This window comes from Bacillus sp. FSL H7-0578, assembly GCF_038630855.1.
Classification (GTDB): domain Bacteria; phylum Bacillota; class Bacilli; order Bacillales; family Bacillaceae; genus Bacillus; species Bacillus safensis.
In genome coordinates this window covers 2,023,824-2,049,222 of sequence record NZ_CP152045.1, presented here as the reverse complement: position 1 = coordinate 2,049,222, position 25,399 = coordinate 2,023,824, and the positions used below count along the sequence as shown (strand labels likewise).

29 protein-coding genes are annotated in these 25,399 nt (G+C 41.6%); 28 read left to right on the top strand and 1 reads right to left on the bottom strand.

The features are described 5' to 3' along the window. The first annotated feature begins 4 nt into the window (after positions 1–4). Complete coding sequence (fni, locus tag MHB41_RS10395; RefSeq protein WP_252049540.1) at positions 5–1,060, top strand: type 2 isopentenyl-diphosphate Delta-isomerase; 1,056 nt, start codon at positions 5–7, stop codon at positions 1,058–1,060. Between the two features lie 16 nt (positions 1,061–1,076). Here the strand turns inward: fni and MHB41_RS10390 are convergent, their stop codons facing one another. Beyond that, positions 1,077–1,208 carry a YpzI family protein gene (locus tag MHB41_RS10390; RefSeq protein ID WP_064497540.1) on the bottom strand — a complete coding sequence of 44 codons (132 nt, stop codon included), beginning with the start codon at positions 1,206–1,208 and terminating at the stop codon, positions 1,077–1,079. Between the two features lie 180 nt (positions 1,209–1,388). On the opposite strand from MHB41_RS10390, the gene MHB41_RS10385 reads away from it, so the two are divergent. The 27 genes from MHB41_RS10385 (at position 1,389) to MHB41_RS10255 (ending at position 25,397) form a co-directional block, all read left to right on the top strand. Then, positions 1,389–1,931, top strand: a complete 543-nt coding sequence (locus tag MHB41_RS10385) for a hypothetical protein (protein WP_034280415.1) — start codon at positions 1,389–1,391, stop codon at positions 1,929–1,931. After that, a complete protein-coding gene (locus tag MHB41_RS10380) occupies positions 1,928–2,812 on the top strand; it encodes a YIEGIA family protein (RefSeq protein ID WP_024422816.1) in 885 nt (294 codons plus the stop codon). Before MHB41_RS10385 ends, MHB41_RS10380 begins: the two co-directional genes overlap by 4 nt. Before the next feature lie 6 nt (positions 2,813–2,818). Then, positions 2,819–3,013 (top strand): hypothetical protein, encoded by a 195-nt coding sequence (locus tag MHB41_RS10375; protein ID WP_008344527.1) that lies wholly within the window; start codon positions 2,819–2,821, stop codon positions 3,011–3,013. A 159-nt stretch (positions 3,014–3,172) separates the two neighbouring features. After that, complete coding sequence (gene der / locus MHB41_RS10370) at positions 3,173–4,483, top strand: ribosome biogenesis GTPase Der (RefSeq protein ID WP_034280419.1); 1,311 nt, start codon at positions 3,173–3,175, stop codon at positions 4,481–4,483. A 14-nt stretch (positions 4,484–4,497) separates the two neighbouring features. Continuing rightward, a complete protein-coding gene (locus tag MHB41_RS10365; protein ID WP_024428086.1) occupies positions 4,498–5,535 on the top strand; it encodes an NAD(P)H-dependent glycerol-3-phosphate dehydrogenase in 1,038 nt (345 codons plus the stop codon). A gap of 266 nt (positions 5,536–5,801) precedes the next feature. Continuing rightward, positions 5,802–6,005, top strand: coding sequence for a DUF2768 domain-containing protein (locus MHB41_RS10360; protein WP_041117835.1), 204 nt, complete (start codon positions 5,802–5,804; stop codon positions 6,003–6,005). Positions 6,006–6,023: 18 nt separating this feature from the next. Then, positions 6,024–6,749 carry a hypothetical protein gene (locus MHB41_RS10355; RefSeq protein ID WP_340900175.1) on the top strand — a complete coding sequence of 242 codons (726 nt, stop codon included), beginning with the start codon at positions 6,024–6,026 and terminating at the stop codon, positions 6,747–6,749. Positions 6,750–6,953: 204 nt separating this feature from the next. Further along, positions 6,954–8,432 (top strand): stage IV sporulation protein A, encoded by a 1,479-nt coding sequence (gene spoIVA / locus MHB41_RS10350; protein WP_008344534.1) that lies wholly within the window; start codon positions 6,954–6,956, stop codon positions 8,430–8,432. Between the two features lie 374 nt (positions 8,433–8,806). Continuing rightward, complete coding sequence (gene hbs / locus MHB41_RS10345; RefSeq protein ID WP_003215863.1) at positions 8,807–9,085, top strand: non-specific DNA-binding protein Hbs; 279 nt, start codon at positions 8,807–8,809, stop codon at positions 9,083–9,085. 190 nt (positions 9,086–9,275) lie between these two features. Then, complete coding sequence (gene folE, locus MHB41_RS10340) at positions 9,276–9,845, top strand: GTP cyclohydrolase I FolE (RefSeq protein ID WP_003215789.1); 570 nt, start codon at positions 9,276–9,278, stop codon at positions 9,843–9,845. A gap of 24 nt (positions 9,846–9,869) precedes the next feature. Beyond that, the gene (gene mtrB, locus MHB41_RS10335; protein WP_008344541.1) at positions 9,870–10,100 is read left to right on the top strand and encodes a trp RNA-binding attenuation protein MtrB; all 231 of its coding nucleotides are present in this window, start codon (positions 9,870–9,872) and stop codon (positions 10,098–10,100) included. Positions 10,101–10,214: 114 nt separating this feature from the next. Beyond that, positions 10,215–10,982, top strand: a complete 768-nt coding sequence (locus tag MHB41_RS10330; protein ID WP_061109295.1) for a heptaprenyl diphosphate synthase component 1 — start codon at positions 10,215–10,217, stop codon at positions 10,980–10,982. A 3-nt stretch (positions 10,983–10,985) separates the two neighbouring features. Continuing rightward, positions 10,986–11,690 (top strand): demethylmenaquinone methyltransferase, encoded by a 705-nt coding sequence (locus MHB41_RS10325; RefSeq protein WP_340900176.1) that lies wholly within the window; start codon positions 10,986–10,988, stop codon positions 11,688–11,690. A 24-nt stretch (positions 11,691–11,714) separates the two neighbouring features. Next, complete coding sequence (hepT, locus tag MHB41_RS10320; RefSeq protein ID WP_024422809.1) at positions 11,715–12,677, top strand: heptaprenyl diphosphate synthase component II; 963 nt, start codon at positions 11,715–11,717, stop codon at positions 12,675–12,677. A 129-nt stretch (positions 12,678–12,806) separates the two neighbouring features. After that, positions 12,807–13,253 (top strand): nucleoside-diphosphate kinase, encoded by a 447-nt coding sequence (gene ndk / locus MHB41_RS10315; protein ID WP_024422808.1) that lies wholly within the window; start codon positions 12,807–12,809, stop codon positions 13,251–13,253. A gap of 145 nt (positions 13,254–13,398) precedes the next feature. Next, positions 13,399–14,178 (top strand): protein-glutamate O-methyltransferase CheR, encoded by a 780-nt coding sequence (locus tag MHB41_RS10310; RefSeq protein ID WP_024428089.1) that lies wholly within the window; start codon positions 13,399–13,401, stop codon positions 14,176–14,178. Positions 14,179–14,251: 73 nt separating this feature from the next. After that, entirely contained in the window at positions 14,252–15,424 is a 1,173-nt protein-coding gene (gene aroC, locus MHB41_RS10305; protein WP_024422806.1) for a chorismate synthase, read from the top strand. After that, positions 15,424–16,515, top strand: a complete 1,092-nt coding sequence (aroB, locus tag MHB41_RS10300) for a 3-dehydroquinate synthase (RefSeq protein ID WP_340900177.1) — start codon at positions 15,424–15,426, stop codon at positions 16,513–16,515. Before aroC ends, aroB begins: the two co-directional genes overlap by 1 nt. Then, positions 16,512–16,895, top strand: coding sequence for a chorismate mutase (gene aroH, locus MHB41_RS10295; RefSeq protein ID WP_024422804.1), 384 nt, complete (start codon positions 16,512–16,514; stop codon positions 16,893–16,895). The genes aroB and aroH overlap by 4 nt, the downstream gene beginning before the upstream one ends. Positions 16,896–17,126: 231 nt before the next feature. Then, a complete protein-coding gene (gene trpE / locus MHB41_RS10290) occupies positions 17,127–18,674 on the top strand; it encodes an anthranilate synthase component I (protein WP_340900178.1) in 1,548 nt (515 codons plus the stop codon). Further along, a complete protein-coding gene (gene trpD / locus MHB41_RS10285) occupies positions 18,646–19,668 on the top strand; it encodes an anthranilate phosphoribosyltransferase (protein ID WP_340900179.1) in 1,023 nt (340 codons plus the stop codon). The genes trpE and trpD overlap by 29 nt, the downstream gene beginning before the upstream one ends. Next, on the top strand, positions 19,661–20,413 hold the full coding sequence (gene trpC / locus MHB41_RS10280) for an indole-3-glycerol phosphate synthase TrpC (protein WP_340900180.1): 753 nt from the start codon (positions 19,661–19,663) through the stop codon (positions 20,411–20,413). The genes trpD and trpC overlap by 8 nt, the downstream gene beginning before the upstream one ends. Then, a complete protein-coding gene (locus MHB41_RS10275) occupies positions 20,410–21,078 on the top strand; it encodes a phosphoribosylanthranilate isomerase (protein ID WP_120208143.1) in 669 nt (222 codons plus the stop codon). The genes trpC and MHB41_RS10275 overlap by 4 nt, the downstream gene beginning before the upstream one ends. Beyond that, entirely contained in the window at positions 21,059–22,258 is a 1,200-nt protein-coding gene (gene trpB / locus MHB41_RS10270) for a tryptophan synthase subunit beta (protein WP_120208141.1), read from the top strand. The genes MHB41_RS10275 and trpB overlap by 20 nt, the downstream gene beginning before the upstream one ends. Next, complete coding sequence (gene trpA / locus MHB41_RS10265) at positions 22,255–23,058, top strand: tryptophan synthase subunit alpha (protein ID WP_046311603.1); 804 nt, start codon at positions 22,255–22,257, stop codon at positions 23,056–23,058. The genes trpB and trpA overlap by 4 nt, the downstream gene beginning before the upstream one ends. A gap of 11 nt (positions 23,059–23,069) precedes the next feature. Next, complete coding sequence (gene hisC, locus MHB41_RS10260) at positions 23,070–24,167, top strand: histidinol-phosphate transaminase (protein ID WP_024422797.1); 1,098 nt, start codon at positions 23,070–23,072, stop codon at positions 24,165–24,167. Positions 24,168–24,281: 114 nt separating this feature from the next. After that, positions 24,282–25,397: a prephenate dehydrogenase gene (locus tag MHB41_RS10255; protein WP_034280434.1), complete on the top strand. Its 1,116-nt coding sequence runs from the start codon at positions 24,282–24,284 to the stop codon at positions 25,395–25,397. Positions 25,398–25,399 lie beyond the last annotated feature (2 nt).

The following is a 25,399-nucleotide window of genomic DNA, read 5'->3' as shown; positions in this document are numbered from 1 at the left end:
AAAATTGACGCGAGCAGAAAGAAAGAAGCAGCATATTGAGCATGCGTTGTCCACTGGCCAGCATGCAGCAACAGGTTTAGATGATGTTTCCTTCGTTCACGCCAGTTTACCAGATCTTGCGACATCACAAATTGATACACATACGACAATTGGCGGACTGACTTTCGGTTCGCCAATTTTTATCAATGCAATGACTGGCGGAGGCGGAGAATCCACCTATGAGATCAACCGCTCTTTATCGATCGCAGCGAAGGAGACCAATATCCCAGTAGCAGTTGGATCACAAATGGCTGCACTGAAAGATAAAGAAGAAAGACGAACATATGAAGTCGTTCGTAAAGTCAATCCGGATGGAATTGTCTTTGCGAATTTAGGCAGTGAAGCGACAATGAAGCAAGCTCAAGAAGCAGTCAACATGCTCGAGGCGAATATGCTCCAAATTCATCTGAATGTCATCCAAGAGATTGTCATGCCTGAAGGCGATCGCGATTTCAGGGGGGCGCTTGAGCGGATTGCAGCGATCGTTGAATCTGTTGGTGTGCCTGTTGTTGTAAAAGAAGTCGGGTTTGGCATGAGCAAGGAGACGGCAGGAAAGTTGTTCCATACTGGGGTTGCAGCCGTTGATGTAGGCGGATTTGGTGGAACGAACTTCTCCAAGATTGAAAATCTCCGACGCCAAAAAGCACTTCGTTATTTTGATCAATGGGGAATTCCAACTGCAGCGAGTCTTGCTGAAGTACATACAGCCTTTCAGAGTCAAACGATTTTAGCCTCCGGAGGTATTCAAGATGCTCTTGATGTAACCAAATCAATGGCTCTTGGCGCATCTGCTGCTGGTCTAGCTGGATTTTTCTTAAAATCATTGACCAGTGGAGGAGAAAGCGGCCTCATCGAAGATATCATGGAACTTCAAGAAGATATCAAGATGATGATGACAGTGCTTGGCGTGAAGACGATTGAAGAACTGAGACAGGCTCAAGTTGTGATCTCAGGGGAAACAAGTCATTGGCTCAAAGAAAGAGGCGTTGACACAACGTACTATAGTCAGAGAGGCATGTGATATCACATGCCTTTTTTTATTGATTTCTTTTTCGAGCGCTTTCTGGACCTTCTAATGCAGTTGCACCTTTATGATGAATGGATTGATCGCGGTCAGATTCCACTCTTTTTGACGCCTTTAAACGTTTTTCCTGTCTATCTTTTCCCATCATGTATCCCTCCTCAGGTTATTAGGGTGTCACCGCTTGTTTATTTCATACAGAGCCGGTAACGATCCGCATGTTTAAAAATTGGAGATTTTCCCATAATGTAATTGAGGTGATGAGGCGTTGGAGGCTTTGTACTATTATTGGTCTATATGGTTCGTTTGGATTATGGTGACATTTATCATGGAAAAAAGTTTGTGGCGCAGCGTGCTGGGCATCTGTGTACTTGTCCATATTATATTCAGTCATATCATGATATCCGTTTTAGATATGAGCATCAATGCGGGATTCTTGATGACTTTTTTATATGCATGTGCTGCTTTCGTCATATATAGGCCTAGTTACCGAATGATGAGAATCATGCAATTGGGCTCGATGGTGAGCGCGTATGCCTTTTTTATGATGTTTGCATTATATGACCCTGTTTGGTTCACGATAATAAAGGTGGATTGGGTCGTATTTGCCCTGCTGATCTTAATGTGTATGACATATGGACAGCCGTTAACGGAAAGAATCACCTTATGGATGATGTCAGTATGTCTCGGCGAAGCCCTTTATGCGCTGACGATTCACCGCCTCACATCATCAATTGTCCTAGGGGATCTCTCTTTTCTTTCCTTCGTTGTACAAGGAGCGGTCTTCCTATTAGGTGTCGATCAGCTTGAAAAGCTCTTAAACGCCCGTTCATCAAGAAAATCAGTAAAAGGGGCTGCAAAATCAACATGACAGACTATACGTTTCCTGTGATTATTGGTGTCATCTTTGGGATGGCGGCCAGACTTTACATGTTAAGAACGGATTACCGGCAATACCCGACGTATATTCATGGACAAGTGATTCACATTGCACTTGGTTTTATTGCGTCAGGATTAGGTGCGATCATTATGCCTGCACTAATTCAGGAGGAATTTACAGCGATTACCTTTCTCACTTTGGCAGCCACACAATTTCGAGATGTCCGAAATATGGAAAGAAATACGTTAACCCAAATGGATTCGTATGAGCTTGTCTCACGAGGCAGTACATATATAGAAGGCATTGCCATTGCCTTTGAAAGTCGAAATTATATTGCCATTCTCACTGCACTTATTACAACGACAGCCTGTATTTTCTTCTCGCTTGTTGTTGGAACAGTAGTCGGTATTCTTTGTTTTTTCATGGCAAAGCTATTAATGTCAGGCAGTCAATTAAAGGATATCGTCAGCATTCAAAAAGGGGAACTTCGCTTTGATGGGGCAGGGCTTTATGTGAATGATATATACATTATGAATATCGGGCTGCCTGAAAAGCAAAAGCTCATTTTAGAGCATGGGATGGGCTTTATCTTGACGCCGAAAAATTTCAACTCTGCTACAACGATTGCCAACCTTGGACAGCGGCAAGCCATTTTATTTGATTTATCGAACGTGCTTGGCGTGTACCGCGATTCTGGTGAACCATCGCTCTGTCCGCTCGCAAAACGTGATTTGAATACCGGTACACTTGGTGTGTTCATTTTACCGCAATGGCAGCGTGAAGATTTGGCTGTCCGTGTATTAGAAGAGGTGCCTATTTTAGAAAATGCCATAAGAATGCCGACAGATTTCATTAAAAAGAAAGTGAGGTAATAGGGCATGGCGAACACCATTGAACAATTTATATTGGCTGTGGCAACAACAAATAAAGAGCGTGTCATTGGCGGAACAGCGGTTTTTTTCTGTGAAAATAAAGAAGAGCTCGACATGTATGCCATGAATTTAGAGGCCATTTTAGATGGAATTGCACACGGCATTGGAGAAGATCTTTACTTGATTGTCAAACATTTTTAAGTTATTCATTGTGGTCTGATTAAAAATTGATATAATATATAAGTTGAACCCTTCATGTTTGAAGGGTTTATTTCATAAATCTGAATGAAAATTATAAATCCCGGTTGAAACATGATGATGAACATATTGAATCGCGGCTGGATTGAAAGGAAGGGTACTATGGGTAAACCTGTCGTAGCCATTGTTGGAAGGCCCAACGTTGGAAAATCTACAATTTTTAATCGAATCGCAGGCGAAAGAATATCGATTGTAGAAGACACACCTGGTGTAACAAGAGATCGAATCTATAGCTCTGCTGAATGGTTAAATTATGACTTTAATTTAATAGATACTGGTGGAATTGATATTGGTGATGAGCCATTCTTGGCGCAAATTCGCCATCAGGCAGAAATCGCAATGGATGAAGCGGATGTCATTATCTTTATGGTGAATGGCCGAGATGGCGTGACATCTGCGGATGAAGAAGTCGCAAAAATTTTATATCGTACGAAAAAGCCAGTTGTACTTGCTGTCAATAAACTGGACAACCCTGAAATGAGAAGCGATGTGTATGACTTTTATGCACTCGGATTTGGCGAGCCGTTTCCGATTTCTGGAACGCACGGATTAGGTCTTGGTGATCTGCTTGATGCAGTGGCAGAACACTTTAAGAACTTGCCGGATACGCAATATGCTGAAGAAGTTGTTCAGTTCTGCTTAATTGGCCGCCCGAATGTAGGGAAATCTTCTTTAGTGAATGCGATGCTCGGAGAAGACCGCGTCATTGTCAGCAACATTGCTGGTACAACAAGAGATGCTGTCGATACGATGTTTACGTACAATCAGCGTGACTTTGTCATTGTCGATACAGCAGGTATGAGGAAAAAAGGGAAAGTATATGAAACAACAGAGAAATACAGTGTACTTCGTGCATTAAAAGCCATTGACCGCTCTGATGTTGTCGCTGTTGTACTTGACGGCGAGGAAGGCATTATTGAGCAGGATAAACGAATTGCGGGCTATGCACACGAAGCTGGTAAAGCAGTTGTCATCATTGTGAACAAATGGGATGCTGTTGAAAAAGATGAGCGCACGATGAAGGAATTTGAGCAAAACATCCGCGAACATTTTCAATTCCTTGATTATGCACCTGTCTTGTTTATGTCTGCTCTTACGAAAAAGAGAATTCATACATTAATGCCGTCCATTATCACAGCAAGCGAAAACCATGCAATGCGCGTTCAAACCAATATTTTAAATGATATCATCATGGATGCGGTGGCGATGAATCCAACGCCGACCCATAACGGACAGCGCCTAAAGATTTACTATGCAACACAGGTGGCCATTAAGCCTCCGTCCTTCGTTGTGTTTGTCAACGATCCAGAGCTTATGCACTTTTCTTATGAGCGTTTCCTAGAAAACCGCATTCGAGATGCATTTGGTTTTGAAGGAACACCAATTAAAATATTTGCGAGAGCGAGAAAATAAAAAGGGTGAGCAGGATGAAGAAAATTTCAGTACTTGGAGCAGGCAGCTGGGGAACAGCTCTTGCGCTTGTATTAGCTGATAATCATCATGATGTACACATGTGGGGACATAGACAAGAGCTCATTGATCAAATCAATGAGAAACATGAAAATCATGATTACTTGCCAAATGTCGAACTGCCAGCGTCTATTCAGGCGACAACCGATATGAAGCAGGCTTTAGAGGGGACAGAGGCGGTTATTGTCGCCGTGCCAACAAAGGCCATTCGTGAGGTATTGAAGCAGGCAAATGAGTTGATCTCATCGAAGGTGCCATTTGTCCATGTCAGTAAGGGAATTGAACCAGATACACTTCTTAGAATTTCTCAAATGATTGAACAAGAAGTTCCATCTGAGAAAAGAGAGGCTGTCGTTGTCCTATCAGGGCCGAGTCATGCAGAAGAAGTAGGTCTGCGTCATCCGACAACTGTCACTGTCTCGTCAGAAAACATTGAAGCAGCTCAATTTGTTCAAGATTTGTTCATGAACAATCATTTTAGAGTGTACACCAACCCTGATGTGATTGGGGTGGAAATTGGCGGCGCATTGAAAAATATCATTGCTCTTGCGGCTGGTATCACAGACGGACTTGGATATGGTGACAATGCAAAAGCGGCGCTTATCACTAGAGGACTCGCTGAAATCGCACGTCTTGGCACAAAAATGGGAGGGAATCCCCTTACATTTGCCGGATTAACAGGCGTTGGTGATTTGATCGTGACATGTACAAGTGTTCATTCGCGTAACTGGCGCTGCGGGAATTTACTCGGTAAAGGATACAAGCTCGAAGAAGTGCTTGAAAAAATGGGCATGGTTGTCGAAGGCGTCCGCACAACAAAAGGCGCTTATCAGCTCTCCAAAGAATACAAGGTCAGCATGCCGATTACAGAGGCTCTTTACGGCGTCCTGTTTGAAGGGAAAAAGGTTGACGATGCTGTAGAATCATTGATGGCACGTGTGAAAACACATGAGATGGAAGACCTTGTGAACATGTTTGAAAACCAAACAAAATAAAAGGAAAGACTGAACTTAGGCATGTAGAGGATGCAAGAAGGGGAAGACTTGCATAACATAGCAATGAAGTTTGAATAGAGCTTTGCCTCTACAGAATGAGGAAAATAGTCGATCCAATGACTGAAGCAGAGTCCCCCTCTTTGCTTCAGTTTTTTTATGCGCTTTTTTCTGAATGATTGGAAAAATGATTGATATTTACCTTATTTTTGGTTTAAAATGAAATATAAACGCTTACAATTCGTTCGTTTTGAAGGGGGACAGGCACGATGAGTTTTGCTTTAATCAAGATGTGGTTTGCGCTTGGTTCAATGGGGCTCATGTTTTTAGCCGTAGTAACCATTTATTTCAGCAGGTTTAAGCTGAAAAGCAAATTTCTTAAAATAACGGCCTCGACCGTTGCGTACAGCTTGATGCTGATATCAGGTATCATTGTGTTTTTAGTTGTCATTAGCGGACCGGTTAATGAATAAAGAAAAAGGAAGAATGTGATGATCAAAGCAAAAGTCAGTGTCACGCTGTTAGCACTTATTTTATTAACAGGATGTCTGTATCCAGAAAATCGCAAAGCTGAGAACCGGGTGTCATACGAAGAGCAGCTGCAAAGTGTACAGACAGCGATTGAGGAATTTCAAAAAGCAACAAATGGTCTTCTGCCTATAGAAACAAAAGAAGCAGACACGCCGGTTTATCAGAAATATGTCATCGACTTTAAGCGCTTGTCACCAAGATATTTACACGATGTACCGTCTACATCTTATGAAGGCGGGGGCGAATATATTTATGTCCTCACAGACGTCGAAAAGAAACCCACTGTGAAACTGCTTGATGTCAAAATGACGCAGACCATCAATGAATTACGGCTTAGAATCAAGGTGTATCAAGATGAACATACATATCCGCCATACGGCAAAGTCGTATCAGCCAATTTATATACGTTAAATGAAAAAAAACTAGGATTAAAATCGCCGCCTGCGGTGATAAGTCCTGTTACAGGGAATTCCCTCCCATTACTGATTTCATCAAACGGTGACATCTATGTGGACTACCGCAGTGATTTTGCTCATATTTTGAAGAATGCGAAGCAAAAGCTGAAACCAGGTGAAAACATTCAGGATGTATATTGGCAGGAAACCCCGTTTGTACCCGCGTTTTCTGTCCCATATACCATCAACAAAAAAGGTGAGCCTGCCTTTTTAGAAAAAAAGACGTCATAAATAAGAATGAACCTTTTTCCTCTGCATATAAATGAGGAGAAAGGTTTTTTTATGGCTAAACTTACTCTCAAAACAAAAAGGTGTCATATTCAAATAGGACAACGTCATACACATATATTGTCCAGACACCTTTCAAGCACAGTTTGATTGAAGAATAGAGTATTTCATTTGAAAACGAGGATAGCAAGTCCGGGAGGGGATCACTTGGAAAAAGTCGATATTTTCAAGGATATCGCTGAACGAACAGGAGGCGATATATATTTAGGAGTCGTTGGCGCTGTTCGTACAGGGAAATCTACGTTTATTAAAAAGTTTATGGAGCTCGTGGTGCTCCCGAATATCAATAATGAGGCAGATCGTGCAAGGGCACAGGATGAATTGCCGCAAAGCGCAGCAGGAAAAACCATTATGACCACAGAGCCAAAATTTGTACCGAATCAAGCCGCATCAATTCACGTGAGTGACGGCCTTGATGTCAACATCAGACTTGTCGATTGTGTGGGATATACTGTCCCTGGTGCGCGCGGGTATGAAGATGAAAATGGCCCAAGAATGATCAATACGCCGTGGTATGAAGAGCCAATCCCGTTTCATGAAGCAGCGGAAATTGGTACACGCAAGGTCATTCAAGAGCATTCAACAATAGGTGTAGTGATTACAACAGATGGTTCCATTGGAGAAATTCCAAGACATGATTATATTGAATCTGAAGAACGTGTGATTGATGAACTCAAAGAGGTTGGAAAGCCGTTTATTATGGTCATCAACTCTGTGAGGCCATATCATCCTGAAACAGAAGCGCTCCGGCAGGAACTTAGCCAAAAGTATGATATTCCAGTACTCGCCATGAGCGTAGAGAGTATGAGAGAGCAAGACGTACTCAGCGTTCTTCGTGAAGCATTATATGAATTCCCAGTCCTAGAGGTGAATGTGAACCTGCCAAGCTGGGTGATGGTGCTAAAAGAAGATCACTGGCTGAGAGAAAGCTATCAGGATTCAGTAAAGGAAACTGTAAAGGATATTAAAAGATTAAGAGATGTCGACCGTGTCGTTGGTCAATTCAGTGAATTTGATTTTATCGAAAGAGCGGGTTTAGCAGGAATTGAAATGGGTCAGGGGATTGCAGAGATTGACCTGTATGCGCCAGATGATCTATATGATCATATTTTAAAAGAAGTGGTTGGTGTAGAAATTAGAGGAAAAGACCATCTTCTAGAGCTGATGCAAGATTTTGCTCATGCTAAGACAGAATATGATCAAGTATCAGACGCATTGAAAATGGTGAAGCAGACTGGTTACGGGATTGCAGCGCCAGCGTTGTCCGATATGAGTTTAGATGAGCCAGAAATCATTAGGCAGGGATCAAGATTCGGTGTGAGATTAAAAGCGGTCGCTCCATCTATTCATATGATCAAAGTAGATGTAGAGAGTGAATTTGCACCGATTATCGGAACAGAAAAACAAAGTGAAGAGCTCGTCCGCTACTTAATGCAAGATTTTGAAGATGATCCGCTTTCGATTTGGAATTCAGATATATTTGGCCGCTCCCTCAGCTCCCTTGTCAGAGAAGGCATTCAAGCGAAGCTGTCTCTTATGCCGGAAAACGCAAGATATAAGCTGAAGGAAACGCTTGAAAGAATCATTAACGAAGGATCAGGCGGTTTGATCGCGATTATTTTATAGCAAGTGAGACCTCTCATTGATGGGGTCTTTTTTTTGCGTGTAGAATGAGTCATAAAAAGACAATTGTATAAAGATTAGTCAGATTCAGGCTGAAATTAGGAATATTCGTTCGCAAAAGTGCCCTTAATCCTTGACGAATAAGGATTCTTCCCTTTAAAATGCTTGATATGGTATTTCATATGTGTTAATCTACTTACAGAAAATCTTCACTTTGTTGGACAAACATTCCTTCAAAGAGATGTTTTCTAATGAAAAGCCATGTATAACGCTTTCTAGACGCTCTTTTTTTCTGAAAAAGGGTATAGAAAGAAGATGAATTGTGAAGAAATGATAACAATCTACTGAATGCATATTTTTGGGAGGAGGTGAAAGGCATGAACAAGACAGAACTTATTAACGCGGTTGCTGAAGCAAGCGAGTTATCTAAAAAAGACGCGACAAAAGCAGTTGATTCTGTTTTTGATACAATTTTAGATGCACTTAAAAATGGTGACAAAATCCAACTTATTGGTTTTGGTAACTTTGAAGTACGTGAGCGTTCAGCTCGTAAAGGACGTAACCCACAAACTGGTGCAGAGATCGAAATCCCTGCAAGCAAAGTACCTGCTTTCAAACCAGGTAAAGCACTTAAAGACGCGGTGGCAGGTAAATAATCGTTATGTGTAATGATCCTGTTGAAGGAGTTATACATATACAGTTTCACACTGGTCTAGAAAAGCCCCTTTCATAAGGGGCTTTTCCTTTTGAATCAAAAGGTTCGTTTAGAACGCTCTCCTTTGCTTTTAGGATCTGAAGTGTGCTAGAATCTGAATGAAATGTAATCGCCTTTGGAGGATATAATACATGAGTGAAATAAATAAAGAATTAATCGAACACGCAGTACGCGATATATTAAAAGCAATCGGAGAAGATCCGGATCGTGAAGGACTTCTTGATACCCCAAAACGAGTCGCAAAAATGTATGAAGAAGTGTTCTCAGGATTAAATGAAGATCCAAAAGAACATTTTAAAACCATTTTTGGCGAAGACCACGAAGAACTCGTCCTTGTAAAAGATATTGCTTTCCATTCAATGTGTGAACACCACCTTGTGCCTTTCTACGGGAAAGCCCATGTCGCTTATATTCCGCGCGGAGGAAAAGTAACGGGACTTAGTAAGCTGGCAAGAGCTGTAGAAGCCGTGGCAAAACGCCCGCAGCTTCAGGAACGCATTACATCAACGATTGCAGATAGTATGGTGGAAACACTTAATCCGCATGGCGTGATGATTGTCGTTGAAGCAGAGCATATGTGTATGACGATGCGCGGAGTGAAAAAGCCAGGCGCTAAAACAGTGACCTCAGCCGTCCGCGGCACATTTGCAAATGATGCAGCCGCAAGAGCAGAAGTGCTTTCCTTTATTAAAAACGACTAATTCAATAGATGGAAGGTGAACAAAATGAGTGAAAATAAAGCATCTGATTTTGTGGTGATTAAAGCCATTGATAATGGTGTAAACGTCATCGGCCTAACAAGAGGCTCTGATACAAGATTTCACCATTCCGAGAAACTCGATAAAGGTGAAGTGATCATTGCACAATTTACTGAGCATACGTCAGCGATCAAAGTAAGAGGCGATGCTGTCATTCAAACAAGCTTTGGCGAAATTCAAAGCGAAGCAAAGAAATAAAGAACTTGTAGCACTTGATAGCATAAAAGTGAGAGCTGATATGGTATAATAAATCTCTATACAATGTGCAGGTCTACATATGAAACTGTAATTTTTGGGACAAGGGTGATATCTTTGCAAGACATCTACGGAATTTTATCTAATCTAAATATAAAATTAAATAAAAAGCTTTCTCATCCTTATTTGGCGAAGCATTTACGCGCACCACTCATCGATGAAGATAAGCTCCTTCTTTTTCATGCAATGTTTGAAGAAGCTCAAATTGATGCAGAGAAAAAAGAAAATTATATTTTAACGGCGATGCTTGTGCAAATTGCCCTTGATACCCATGACGAAGTCACAACTGCTGCAGCCATCAAGCAAGACGAATTCAAAAATCGTCAGCTGACCATCCTGGCAGGAGACTATTTCAGCGGTCTCTATTATTCTCTTCTCTCTGACATGAAAGACATTTATATGATCCGCACGCTCGCTACGGCGATCAAAGAGATCAATGAACATAAAATTAGACTGTATGACCGGTCCATTCAAGATGCAGCGCACTTTTACAAAAGTGTAGCTACAGTTGAATCTGCGCTTTTCCAAAGGATTTCTGAGCACTTTCAATTAACGCATTGGAATGAGATTGCAAGTCGTTTTCTTGTTTATAAACGCTTTATGAAACAAGCAGAAAATGACAAACATTTAAAACTTTTTTTGAACGATCGTTATACGGACGCCTATTCGTGTTTTGACAATTTTGAGAATGAAGGCTATGAAAAGGCCAAACGACCGATCAAGGAGCATCTTGTGTCATCTCCGGTCGTTCAAAAAGAGCTATTAAATCGCTTGGATCATATGAAAAATGAGCCTGCGTACCATCAGAAAGTGGAAGAAGGGTAAGTCATGCAGCAATCAAAAGAACAGCGAGTACACGGTGTATTTGAAAAAATTTATAAAAACTACGATCAAATGAACTCTGTCATCAGCTTTAAACAGCATAAGAAATGGCGCGATAAAACAATGAAACTTATGAATGTGCAAAAAGGCTCTAAAGCATTAGATGTATGCTGCGGAACAGCCGATTGGACAATTTCGCTTGCAGATGCTGTTGGAGAAAAAGGTGAGGTCAAAGGCCTTGATTTTAGCAAAAATATGCTGAGTGTTGGAGAAACGAAGGTGAAGACTGGGGGCTACAAACAAATTGAATTGCTTCATGGCAATGCGATGGAGCTTCCTTTTGAGGACAACTCATTTGATTATGTCACCATCGGTTTTGGACTTAGAAACGTTCCTGATTATTTAACGGTGCTAAAGGAAATGACAAGAGTAGTGAAGCCTGGCGGAATGGTTGTCTGTCTTGAGACATCACAGCCTGAGATGATCGGTTTTAAACAGGGCTACTACATCTATTTCAAATACATTATGCCGCTCTTTGGTAAACTGTTTGCCAAAAGTTATCAGGAGTATTCATGGCTTCAAGAATCAGCCAAAACGTTCCCTGGCATGAAAGAGCTGGCGGCTCTGTTCGAAGAGGCCGGGTTGTCTGATGTCTCGTATCATCCATTTACAGGCGGTGTAGCAGCAACACATATCGGAAAGAAGCTTTGAATAAACGATATTTGGGTGAAGATAATGAAATTAAAAGCAATGATCTCTTTTTTAAATCATGATATCGATATAATTGAAAAAGAGCTTGAACAAACAGTTCGCTCTGATTATGCATTATTAAGTGAAGCAGGTCTTCATTTGCTGCAAGCGGGCGGAAAACGAATCCGCCCCGTTTTTGTTCTCCTTTCAGGCATGTTTGGTGACTATGACATTAATAAAATTAAATATGTTGCCGTTGCCCTCGAGCTGATTCATATGGCATCACTTGTTCACGATGATGTTATTGATGATGCAGAGCTGAGAAGAGGCAAACCAACGATAAAGGCAAAATGGGATAACAGAATTGCCATGTACACAGGGGATTATATGTTTGCGAGATCACTTGAATACATGACAAAAATCAATCACCCAATGGCACATGAAATTTTGTCAAAAATGGTCGTCGAGCTTTGTCTTGGTGAGATAGAGCAAGTGAAAGATAAATATAATATGGATCAAAACCTGCGTACATATTTAAGAAGAATCAAACGAAAAACAGCCTTGCTCATTGCAGGCAGCTGTCAATTAGGCGCCATTGCAGCAGGTACAGATGAAAAAACACATAAAGCCCTCTATTGGTTTGGATACTATGTCGGCATGTCCTATCAAATCATTGATGATGTCCTTGATTTCACATCAACTGAAGAAGAGCTGGGCAAGCCTGTCGGAGGAGACCTTTTACAAGGGAATGTCACACTCCCAGTCTTATATGCACTGAAAAATCCGACACTAGAAGGTCAATTGAAGCTGATCAATAGTGAAACGACGGAGAAGCAGCTGGAGCCTGTCATTGAAAGCCTCAAACAAACAGATGCGATCGACCGCTCGATTCGAGTGAGTGAAATGTATTTGAAAAAAGCTTTTGAACAGCTCGACAAACTTCCTCGAGGACGAGCGAGAACGTCACTCGCCTCCATTGCAAAATATATTGGGAAACGAAAATTCTAATCAACGTGATGTTGATTGGTTTTTTTGTGAAATTTTTTGTCAAAAATTGATTATTATAAAAAAAAATGATACGATCACTTTGTAACAATGTAAGCCTATACATACATAACGACGGGGTGGAAAACGTATATGGACAAAACATTTCTTATGGTCAAACCTGATGGTGTGGAAAGACAATTAATCGGTGACATTGTGTCAAGATTCGAAAAAAAGGGGCTTCAGCTTGTTGGTGCAAAACTAATGAGTATACCAAAGGAAGTAGCAGAAACCCATTACGGAGAGCATAAAGAAAAACCGTTTTTCGGGGAATTGGTTGACTTTATTACGTCAGGACCTGTATTTGCAATGGTATGGCAAGGTGAACAGGTAGTAGACGTAACAAGACAGATTATCGGCAAAACAAATCCAAAGGAAGCGCTTCCAGGCACAATAAGAGGAGACTATGGATTGACTGTTGGGAAAAACATTATCCATGGGTCAGACTCACCAGAAAGTGCTGAAAGAGAAATTAACTTATTCTTCAAACAAGAAGAACTCACAAGCTGGGATCAAACCATCTCAAGCTGGATTTATTAAGTTTCAAGCCAAGGTGTTCATCTAATGAGCACTTTGGCTTTTTTTATATTGAACTTTCTACACGAAATTTCTCGTGAGAAGATACAAATTTTCGATAAAAACAGCTATACTAGGACAAAGATAGATGAGACAGGAGAGGACATTGATGGATCCATATCAAGTATTTGTTGGAAAATGGAAAAAACTAACCGGGGTTGATCTAAATTTATATAAAGAAGCACAAATGAAACGTAGATTAACCTCACTTTATGATAAAAAAGGATATAAAGATTTTGAAGCATTCGCGGCCGCGCTTGAAAAGGACAAAGCATTATTAGATGAGACGATGGACCGCATGACGATAAATGTGTCAGAATTTTACCGAAACTATCAGCGCTGGGAAGTACTTGATCAAAAAATCCTGCCGCTGCTTTCGAAAAATGGCGGCACCCTAAAGATTTGGAGTGCAGCATGTTCGACAGGAGAGGAGCCATATACACTCTCCATGCTGCTGTCAAGTCATCCTCTTGTGAAAGACTTCCAAATTATTGCCACTGATATTGATGATAAAGTTCTGCAGTCAGCTCAAAAAGGCAGATATCATGAACGCTCTCTGCAAGAGGTGCCAGATCATATCAAGCAAAAATATTTCACAAAAGAAGATTCTTCATTTTACACTGTGAAGGATGAGGTTCGAAAGCATATTCAATTTAAGAAGCACAACCTTTTAGCAGATCCATATGAAAAACAGCTTGACCTCATCGTCTGCCGAAATGTACTGATTTACTTTACTGAAGAGGCAAAAGAAGAAATTTACTTAAAAATGAGCAGCAGTTTAAAACAAAATGGCGTATTATTTGTTGGTTCTACAGAGCAAATTTTTCACCCAGAAAAGTTTGGACTGACATCTGCTGATACTTTCTTTTATCAAAAGAAGGGTATGTAGCTGACTTTTTAGTAGCAAGTGTGTTATTATATTTTTACTTAAAAGCGTTAATGCGATGAAGGGAGATTGAGTCATGAGGTACTTAACAGCAGGTGAATCACATGGTCCACAACTGACCACAATTATTGAAGGAGTTCCAGCGGGACTTTACATAGAGCAGGATGACATCAATTATGAATTGGCTAGAAGACAAAAAGGTCATGGCCGCGGAAGAAGAATGCAGATTGAAAAAGACCAGGCGAAAGTGTTAAGTGGTGTTCGCCACGGGAGAACATTAGGTTCCCCAATCGCACTTGTTGTTGAAAACAACGACTGGAAGCATTGGACAAAGGTGATGGGGGCAGAGCCGATCACGGAAGAAGAAGAAAGTGAAATGAAGCGTCAAATCTCCCGTCCAAGACCAGGACATGCAGATTTAAATGGGGCGATCAAATATGGACACCGTGATATGAGAAACGTATTAGAGCGCTCATCAGCCCGCGAGACAACTGTTCGCGTAGCAGCAGGCGCAGTTGCCAAACAAATCTTGGCACATCTAGGGATTAAAGTAGCTGGCCACGTTCTTGAAATTGGCGGAGTGAAAGCAGCTCATACAGCATATGAGTCTATTGAAGATTTGCAGAAGGTAACAGAAGAATCACCTGTTCGCTGCTATGACAGTGAAGCAGGTCAGAAAATGATGGATGCAATTGATGAAGCGAAGAAAAACGGCGATTCAATTGGCGGAATTGTTGAAGTCATCGTTGAAGGGATGCCGGTTGGGGTTGGCAGCTATGTTCATTACGACCGTAAATTGGACAGCAAGCTTGCGGGCGCTGTACTTAGTATCAACGCTTTTAAAGGGGTTGAATTCGGTATTGGCTTCGAGGCAGCCTCTAAAAACGGCAGTGAGGTCCATGATGAAATCATCTGGGATGAAGAAAAGGGCTATACGAGAAAAACAAATCGCCTAGGTGGTCTTGAAGGCGGAATGTCAACCGGTATGCCAATTGTCGTAAGAGGGGTTATGAAACCAATCCCAACGCTTTATAAGCCGCTTCAAAGCGTTGACATTGAAACAAAAGAACCTTTCTCTGCAAGTATTGAACGATCTGACAGCTGTGCTGTTCCTGCTGCAAGTGTTGTTGCAGAAGCAGTCGTTGCATGGGAAATTGCCAATGCAGTTGTGGAGCAGTTTGGCCTTGACCAAATCGACCGCATTAAAGAAAATGTTGAGAAAATGCGCCAGCTTCAGAGGGAATTTTAATGAAAACACTGGAAGTTAAGACGTCTTCAGCCACTTATCCTGTATTTATCGGTGATGGGATTAAACGCAATATCGTCGACTTGATAACTTCCACTGGGCATTCCTATACGAAGCTCTTAATCGTCACAGATGCAGCTGTTGATGCCATTTATGGGGATGAGATGGTTCGCTTACTTCAGCAGAAGTGGCCTGTGAACAAAGTGGTTGTGCCAAGCGGAGAGCAGTCAAAATCCTTTGCCGAATTTGAGCATATTCATACGAAAGCCATTCAATTTCAGCTTGATCGTTCCTCCTGCATCATTGCGCTGGGAGGAGGCGTGATTGGAGATTTGGCTGGCTTTGCTGCTGCCACTTATATGAGAGGCATTGATTTTATCCAAGTGCCGACGACGCTGCTGGCACATGATAGTGCAGTTGGCGGGAAAACAGGGATCAACCATCCGCTCGGTAAAAATTTAATCGGTGCGTTTCATCAGCCGAAAGCTGTGATCTATGATACTAGTATGCTTGAGACCCTCTCTCAAATTGAACGAAGATCAGGCTTTGCAGAAGTCATCAAACATGCACTGATTTCAAGTGAAGAATTTTTATCAGAACTCATGTCCATTCGTTCTTTGACGGATTTATCAAAAAGCGAGCTGGCACATATGCTGTATCAAGGCATTCAAGTCAAAGCGTCAATCGTTCAAGAAGATGAAAAAGAACAAGGTGTGCGTGCATTTTTGAATTTAGGCCATACACTAGGGCATGCCATTGAAGCAGAGTATGGATATGGCGCTATCACGCACGGAGATGCCATTGCAATCGGCATGCAGTTTGCGCTGTATGTGAGCGAAAAGCAGCTGGGGCTCAGCCTTAATCGTTTGGAACTAAAAGAGTGGATGAAAGAGCTCGGTTTCCCGGTCAAAGTCACAAAAGATATTTCCACGAAAATATTTGTTGACCGGATGATTGGTGATAAAAAAGCAAGAGGCGGCAGTGTTCAATTTGTTTTATTAAAACAGGTTGGAGACGTCACCTTACAGTCTTTCACAAAAGATGAGCTGCACTACTGGCTCGAAGAATGGAAACGGGAGGAGGGATGTCTATGATGTTTCGCGGGATACGTGGGGCTACAACTGTGATAGAAGATACAGAAACAGAAGTGTTAAATAAAACGAAACAGCTGCTAGAAGCGATCATTTCAAGAAACCAAGTAGATCCAGAACGTGTCGTGCAGATCTTAATTTCAGCTACACAAGATATTCACTCCGTTTTTCCGGCAAAAGCACTTCGTCAATTTGAAGGATGGACATATGTACCGGTTACTTGTATGCAGGAACTGGACATTGATGGCGGTTTAAAGCAATGTATTCGTGTCTTAATGACTGTCCAGACAGATACAAAGCAGGAAGACATACAGCATGTATACTTGGAAGAAGCTGTGACGCTTCGCCCTGATTTACAGTTGACAAAAAACAAGGAATTATAATACGATATGAACAGCCGAAGTTTACACACAGGTGTAAACGGCATTGCAAGCTTAGAGAAGATGAGAATGAGACTAGGGTAGTTGAGATGAGTAGAGTTGAGCAGAGATACGATACTTCTATTTAATCATACTGCCTAAAAGAGTAACCCTCTTTTAGGCTTATTTTGTATACTCATACAAACCCTCTATATGTCCCCTCATTCTCCTTAATCCCATTTAAGGAGTGTGCTTATGAATTCCCAATCAAACCTGACCCAATTTTTAAAGGATAGTGAGTCCTACAAAACGATCCCAATTGTTGAAACCATTAAAGTCGATACGCTCTCACCGATTCAAATTGTTGAAAAGCTCAAACAAGATATTGTGTATTTGCTAGAAAGCAAAGATGAGTCTTCCAGCTGGTCGAGATATTCTTTCATTGGATTGCATCCGTTTTTAACCTTACATGATGACCAAAACAAATACGTTGCACGTGACGCTGCGGGGCAGGAAGTCATGCAAAAGCAAGAGCTGAAAAAACTGCTGGATTGGATGAAGGAGCAATATCAAATCAAAACGCCAGATATTGATATCCCATTTACAGGCGGGGCTGTTGGGTACTTAAGCTACGATCTAATCCCAAACATTGAACCTTCTGTCAGGCCTCACCGCAGCGCATCGCTGGCAGAAAATTGCACATTATTTGTCTGCCAAACGATGATTGCTTTTGATCATGAAACAAATCATGTTCATTTTATCCAGTACACCCAGCTAACCGGACATGAAACAGAAGACGAAAAAATACGCGCTTACAAAGAAAATCAAAAACAACTTGAACAGATGATTCACAAGCTTCATTCAAAGGTTGATATGAAAGAACTGATTTTATCAGGGAATATGAATGAGCCGCCGTCCTTTGAACATGTGACGTCAACCTATGAAAAAGCGCAATTTCTAAAAGATGTTGAAAAAATAAAAGAATACATTCGAGCGGGTGACATTTTTCAAGGCGTACTCTCGCAGCGCTTTGATATCCCTGTGTCAGTGAGTTCATTTGAATTATACCGCGTGCTTCGGATTGTGAATCCATCTCCTTATATGTATTTTATGAAATTAAAAGATCGTGATTTAGTCGGCAGCTCGCCAGAACGATTAATCCATGCCAAAAACGGGCATTTAGAAATTCATCCTATTGCTGGCACAAGAAAACGCGGAAGAACGATAGAAGAGGATGCTGAGCTAGCAAAAGAGCTGCTTGAAGATGAAAAGGAAAAAGCCGAGCATTACATGTTAGTGGATCTTGCCAGAAACGATGTTGGCCGTGTGGCAGAATACGGCAGTGTATCCGTACCTACCTTTACAAAAGTAGTGAATTTTTCACATGTCATGCACATCATCTCCATTGTGACAGGAAAGCTAAAGCGGGATACACATCCAGTCGATGCGCTCATGTCCGCATTCCCTGCAGGCACATTAACAGGTGCCCCGAAAATAAGAGCGATGCAATTATTAAATGAAATGGAGCCTGAGCCAAGAGAAACGTATGGCGGCTGTATTGCCTATATTGGATTCGACGGCAATATCGACTCCTGTATTACCATTCGTACGATGAGCGTCAAAAATCAGACCGCTTCTATACAAGCAGGCGCCGGCATTGTGGCTGATTCTGTCCCAGAAAATGAATGGGAAGAGACTTGTAACAAGGCAGGAGCACTTTTGAAAGCCATTCAGCTTGCGGAACATATTTTCTCAGAAAAGGAGAGTGTGCAGGATGAATCACCGACTATCAGCTCTTGTTAATGGAGGCTTTCTATCAGAAAATGAAGCAAATAAACTTATGCATGATATGATGAGCGGCTTTTTAACAGATGCTGAAGTCGCTGCTAGTCTCTCGATTTTAGCGCATAGAGGAGAAACCGCTGAAGAAATGACGGGTTTTGTGAAAGCCATGCGGCAAAATGCAGCACCAATGGAACGATCGCTTGATGTTGTTGACACTTGCGGCACAGGAGGCGATGGACTCTCCACCTTTAATATATCAACTGCCGCCGCCATTGTCGCTTCCGCTGCTGGAGCCAAAATCGCCAAACACGGAAATCGATCAGTTTCTTCTAAAAGCGGGAGTGCCGATGTACTTGAGTGTCTTGGGATTCATATTCAATCCACACCAGAAGAAACAAGAAGACAAATACAAGAGAAAAACATGGGATTTTTATTTGCCCCATTGTATCATTCATCTATGAAACAAGTAGCCGCAGTCCGCAAGCAGCTGGGCTTCCGGACGGTATTTAATCTATTAGGCCCGCTTTGCCACCCAATGCAAGCCAAAAAGCAAATCATCGGCGTTTACTCAAAGGAAAAGGCGAAATTAATGGCAAAAGCCCTTGCACCGTTAGAGCCAGAACATGTGCTGTTTGTTTGCGGAGAAGATGGGCTGGATGAATTAACGATTACAGCAAATTCATATGTGATTGAACTCAAAAAAGATGTCATGACAGAATATACACTCAATCCAGAAGACTTTGGGCTGCAAAAAGGATATTTATCAGATATTCAGGTCCAATCACCGGAAGAGAGTGCTAAAATGATTCAGAATATATTGAATCATCAAACAGGAGGGGCGCCGCTTCATATTACAGCCCTGAATGCTGGAGCGGCTTTATATGTCGCAGGAAAGTCAGAAAGCCTCATGGCCGGAACATTAAAAGCGATTGAAACGATTAAAAACGGCGCAGCCAAAGAACAATTGGCTCGTTTAAAACAAAAAACGAGAGAGGAAGAGATCTATGCTTAATCAAATCATTTCCCGCAAAAAAGAACATATCCAAACATTGCAGTTACCAGTGGATGGACACTTTGAAATACGATCATTTAAAGAAGCACTCATGAATCCTCATCGCTCAATTGGTCTAATTGCGGAGGTGAAAAAGGCGTCTCCTTCCAAAGGAATCATTCAACCGAATTTTGATCCTTTACAAACAGCAAAAGCTTACGAAAAATCAAATGCTGATTGCTTATCTGTTTTAACGGATGAACCGTTCTTTCAAGGAAAAAACGAATACTTATCCCTCATTAAAAAACACGTAGATCGTCCAATTTTAAGAAAAGATTTCATCATTGACTCCATACAGGTAGAAGAGTCAAGACGTATAGGAGCAGATGCCATTTTATTAATCGGAGAAGTACTTGAGCCGCAAAAGCTGCACGAGCTCTATGCTGAAGCGAAAGAGAAAGGCCTAGATGTCCTTGTCGAAGTACATGCAGCAGATACACTGGAAAATATTTTGAAGTTGTTTACCCCTGAAATCATTGGAGTGAACAACCGGAATTTAAATACATTTACAACAACAGTTGAACAAACAAAAGAGATCGCACCCCTCGTTCCAAACGATGTCTTACTAGTGAGTGAGAGCGGTATTCAAACATTTGATGATCTGACCTTTGTGAAGGAACATGGAGCGGGTGCAGTTCTTGTAGGAGAATCATTAATGAGAGAACAATCACAAGAAAAAGCCGTTCAAACATTGTTTGGAGAATGAACAGGATGAAGCCTTACTTAAAATATTGCGGAGCAGTATCACAAGGCGATGTGGAATGTATTGCGCAATCTCACGCAGATGCCATTGGATTTATTTTTGCTCCAAGTAAAAGACAAGTCCAGCCAGATCAAGTGAAACAATGGCTCATTCAAACAAAGTGTGAGAAAAAAATTGCCGGTGTATTTGTAAATGAAAAGATCGAAAAAGTGTGTGAGATCACAAAACATATACCTTTAGATATCGTACAGCTTCATGGAGATGAAACACTGGATGACGCAAAAGAAATTAAACAACAAACAGGAGCTGTCGTTTGGAAAGTGTTCCATCACGAGCCCAATGTCACAAGTACGCTCGAAAAAATGACGGCATTTGCGCCTGTTGTCGATGGCTTCCTCATTGATGCGAAAGTAAAAGGTATGAGAGGCGGCTCTGGAACAGCATTTACTTGGGAGGCGGTGCCTGCATACGTTCAGCACGCAAAACGGCTTGAGAAAACTTGCATAATTGCAGGCGGTATCACACCAGAAACGGTAGCAGAGCTCCTTGCTTATGGTCCAGAAGCGCTCGATCTTTCAAGCGGAATAGAAGAAAACGGGAAGAAAAGCAGCGCTAAGATCGAAGCGCTCGAAGAAAGGATGTTAAATGATGTACGCATATCCAAATGAGATTGGCAGATACGGAGAATTCGGAGGGAAATTTGTCCCGGAAACGCTCATGCAGCCACTTGCAGAAATCGAGCAGGCATTTCGTGAATTAAAAGAAGACCCTGCTTTTCAAGCAGAATATGTATCACTACTTCGAAACTATTCAGGCAGACCAACTGCGCTTACATATGCTGACCAATTATCAGCATACCTCGGCGGCGCAAAAATCTATTTAAAAAGAGAAGATTTAAACCACACGGGTGCTCATAAAATTAACAATGCGCTTGGTCAGGCCCTGCTTGCGAAAAAAATGGGGAAATCAAACATCATCGCGGAAACAGGCGCGGGCCAGCACGGAGTAGCTGCTGCAACGGTGGCCGCAAAGTTCGGGTTATCCTGCACGGTATTTATGGGAAAAGAAGATGTGGAAAGACAATCACTCAATGTCTTTCGGATGAAGCTGCTTGGCGCTGAAGTCATACCTGTCACAAGCGGGAATGGCACACTAAAAGATGCAACCAACGAAGCCATCCGCTATTGGGTTCAGCACTGCAGTGATCATTTTTACATGATTGGCTCCGTTGTAGGCCCTCATCCGTATCCTCAAATCGTCAGTGAGTTCCAGCGGATGATTGGTGATGAAGCAAAAGAGCAGCTGCTTGAAAAAGAAGGAAGGCTTCCTCATAAAGTCATTGCCTGTGTTGGCGGCGGAAGTAATGCCATTGGAATGTACCGGGCATTCTTAGATGAAGAGGTAGATATCATTGGTGTAGAGGCAGCTGGAAAAGGAATCGATACGCCGCTCCATGCTGCAACCATCACGAAAGGAACCAAAGGTGTGATCCACGGGTCTTTGACATACTTAATCCAAGACGAATTTGGCCAAATTATTGAGCCATATTCGATTTCCGCTGGTTTAGATTATCCGGGAATTGGACCAGAGCACGCATATTTACATGCGAGCGGGCGGGTTCAATATGTGAGTGCGACAGATCAAGAAGCACTAGATGCCCTAAAACTGCTGACTGAAAAAGAAGGAATTCTGCCAGCAATTGAAACTGCACATGCGTTAGCCAAGGCGTTTGAGGTAAGCAAGACGATGAATGAAGAGGAAATTGTTCTTGTCTGCCTGTCAGGAAGAGGCGATAAGGATGTGCATACATTAATGAACGTGCTTGAAAGTGAGGGAAAAACAAAATGATCACGTTTCAATTAGAGCAAGGCGAAAAATTATTTATCCCATTTATCACAGCGGGAGATCCGTCACAAGACATTACGATTGATTTAGCTGTCTCTCTTCAAGCAGCCGGTGCACATGCGATTGAACTCGGTGTTCCTTATTCCGATCCATTAGCAGACGGTCCTGTCATTCAAAGAGCCTCCAAAAGAGCTCTAAATCATGGCATGAATATCGTAAAAGCGATAGAATTAGCAGGGAAGATGAAAAAAAACGGAGTAAAAATTCCTGTAATTCTATTTACGTATTATAATCCTGTGTTACAATTAGACACAGAATACTTTTTCGCTTTACTGCGCAAAAATCATATTTCGGGACTCTTAACACCCGACTTGCCGTTTGAAGAGAGCAGCGAGCTGCAAAAGAACTGTCAAACACATGGCATTTCATATATTTCACTCGTTGCACCAACAAGCAAGGAACGATTAGTAAACATTGTAGAGCAGGCAGAAGGTTTTGTGTATTGTGTTTCATCTCTTGGTGTAACAGGTGTCAGGCAATCCTTTGACGCGTCAATTACAGATTTTATTCAACAAGTGAAACAGCTGAGTCACATACCGGTTGCTGTCGGTTTTGGCATCTCAACAAGAGAGCAGGTAGACTCAATGAATAAACTGAGTGACGGTGTTGTTGTCGGAAGTGCACTTGTGAAAAAAATTGAAGAGCTTCAAGAACAATTGCTGGCAAGTGATACACGTCAAGAGGCTTTAAGAGAATTTGAAACATATGCAAAAACATTTAGTCCCCTCTATTCATTCAAATGAGGTGAAACATTTTGCAAATCAAAGATCAATTAAAACAGCTAAAACCGTATCAACCTGGGAAACCAATTGAAGAGGTCAAAAAAGAATATCAATTAGACAAAATTGTGAAATTGGCTTCAAATGAAAACCCTTTTGGATGTTCTGTACATGCAAGAGAGGCAATACAAGCCGAGCTCGAACATCTAGCGATTTATCCTGATGGATACAGCGCAAGTTTAAGAACGGAGCTTGCTGAGTTTCTTCAAGTAAGTGAAAAACAATTAATTTTCGGGAATGGCTCAGATGAACTTGTGCAAATTATTGCGAGAGCATTCCTTGACCAACATACAAATACCGTCATCCCATCTCCATCGTTTCCGCAATACCGTCACAATGCAGTGATTGAACATGCTGAAATTCGAGAAGTGCCTCTTTTAGAAGGAGGAGCTCACGATCTGAAGGGCATGCTGGATGCGATCGATGAAAACACGAAGGTTGTCTGGGTATGTAATCCAAATAACCCGACAGGAAATCATTTGTCAGAATCTGAGATTGTGGCGTTTTTAGATGAAGTGCCAGCTCACGTGCTTGTTGTACTAGATGAAGCGTATTTTGAATACGTTCGTGCAGAAGATTTTCCAAACAGTTTATCTTTATTACACAATTATCAAAATGTCATTGTACTTCGAACGTTTTCTAAAGCATATGGACTTGCAGCGCTTCGAGTAGGCTACGGAATTGCATCAGAAGAGCTGATTACTGCCATTGAACCAGCGAGAGAGCCGTTTAATACCAGCCGTATCGCTCAGGCAGCTGCTCGTGCAGCGATCAAAGATCAAGATTTCATACAATCATGCAGACAGAAAAACGAAGCAGGTCTCAAGCAATATCAAGATTTTGCTGACCGTTTTGGACTATATATCTATCCATCTCAAACAAACTTTGTGCTGATTGATTTTAAAAGAGATGCCGATGAATTGTTCAATGCATTATTGAAAAAAGGTTACATTGTTCGTTCCGGTAAAGCACTTGGTTTTCCGACTTCTTTACGTATTACCGTCGGAACAAAAGAGCAAAATGAAGACATTCTAAGCACACTTGCAGATTTACTGCAAGGCATTCGTGCGTAGCATAACCAGAAAGTCATATCCTAAGGCAGGATATGGCTTTCATTGTACCAACCTCAATACATATAAGCTGTTGAAATAGGTTGTTTAATTTTCGCGAAAAATCAGGTGATGAATATGAATGATGCAAACGAAACAATATTAATCGCTGGACTCGGTTTAATTGGGGGATCCATTGCACTCTCAATTAAAAAAGAGCATCCTCATAAAAAAATTGTAGGATTTGATGTTTCCAAAGAACAAATGGTTGCTGCAACAAAGCTGGGAATTATTGATGCAACAGCTGATTCGTTTTTGGCTGGTTTAGAAGAATCTTCGACCATTATTTTGGCAACTCCTGTCCAGCAAACAATAAAGATGCTTAGTGATATTGCAGACTCTGGAATTGAAAGAGAGCTCACAATCACTGATGTCGGCAGCACAAAGCAAAAGGTCGTCCATTTTGCTGAAAAAGCGCTGCCTGAGCAGTACCAATTTATTGGCGGACATCCAATGGCAGGCTCTCATAAGTCAGGTGTTATTGCAGCGAAAGACTTTTTATTTGAAAATGCGTTCTACATTTTAACGCCTGCAAAGGAAACAAAACGTCAAGCTGTTGATCGGTTGATGGATTTGTTAAAGGGGACACATGCTCATTTCATCGAAATGACACCAGAAGAACATGATGCTGTGACAAGTGTTATCAGCCATTTCCCTCATATTGTTGCAGCCAGCCTTGTGCATCAAGCACATCATTTTGAAGAACAATTCCCACTTGTTAAACGGTTTGCTGCTGGAGGCTTTCGTGATATCACACGAATTGCTTCAAGCAATCCTGCAATGTGGAGGGATATCCTGCTGCACAATAAACACAAGATTTTAGACCGATTCCATGAATGGAAAAAAGAGATTAACCGCATTGAAACCTTCGTAGAGCAAGAAGATGCTGAAGGATTGTTCTCTTATTTTCAAGATGCTAAGGAATATCGCGATGGACTTCCTCTAAGGAAAAAAGGAGCCATTCCTGCTTTTTATGATCTGTATGTCGATGTTCCGGATCACCCTGGGGTCATATCGGAGATTACAGGGCATCTAGCAAGTGAAAACATTAGTATTACAAATATCCGTATTATTGAGACGCGGGAAGACATTAATGGGATTTTACGCATTAGTTTTCAAACAGATGACGACCGCAAGCGTGCAGAAATCTGTATAAAAAATAGAGCGAATTACGATACATTTTATGCTGACTGAGG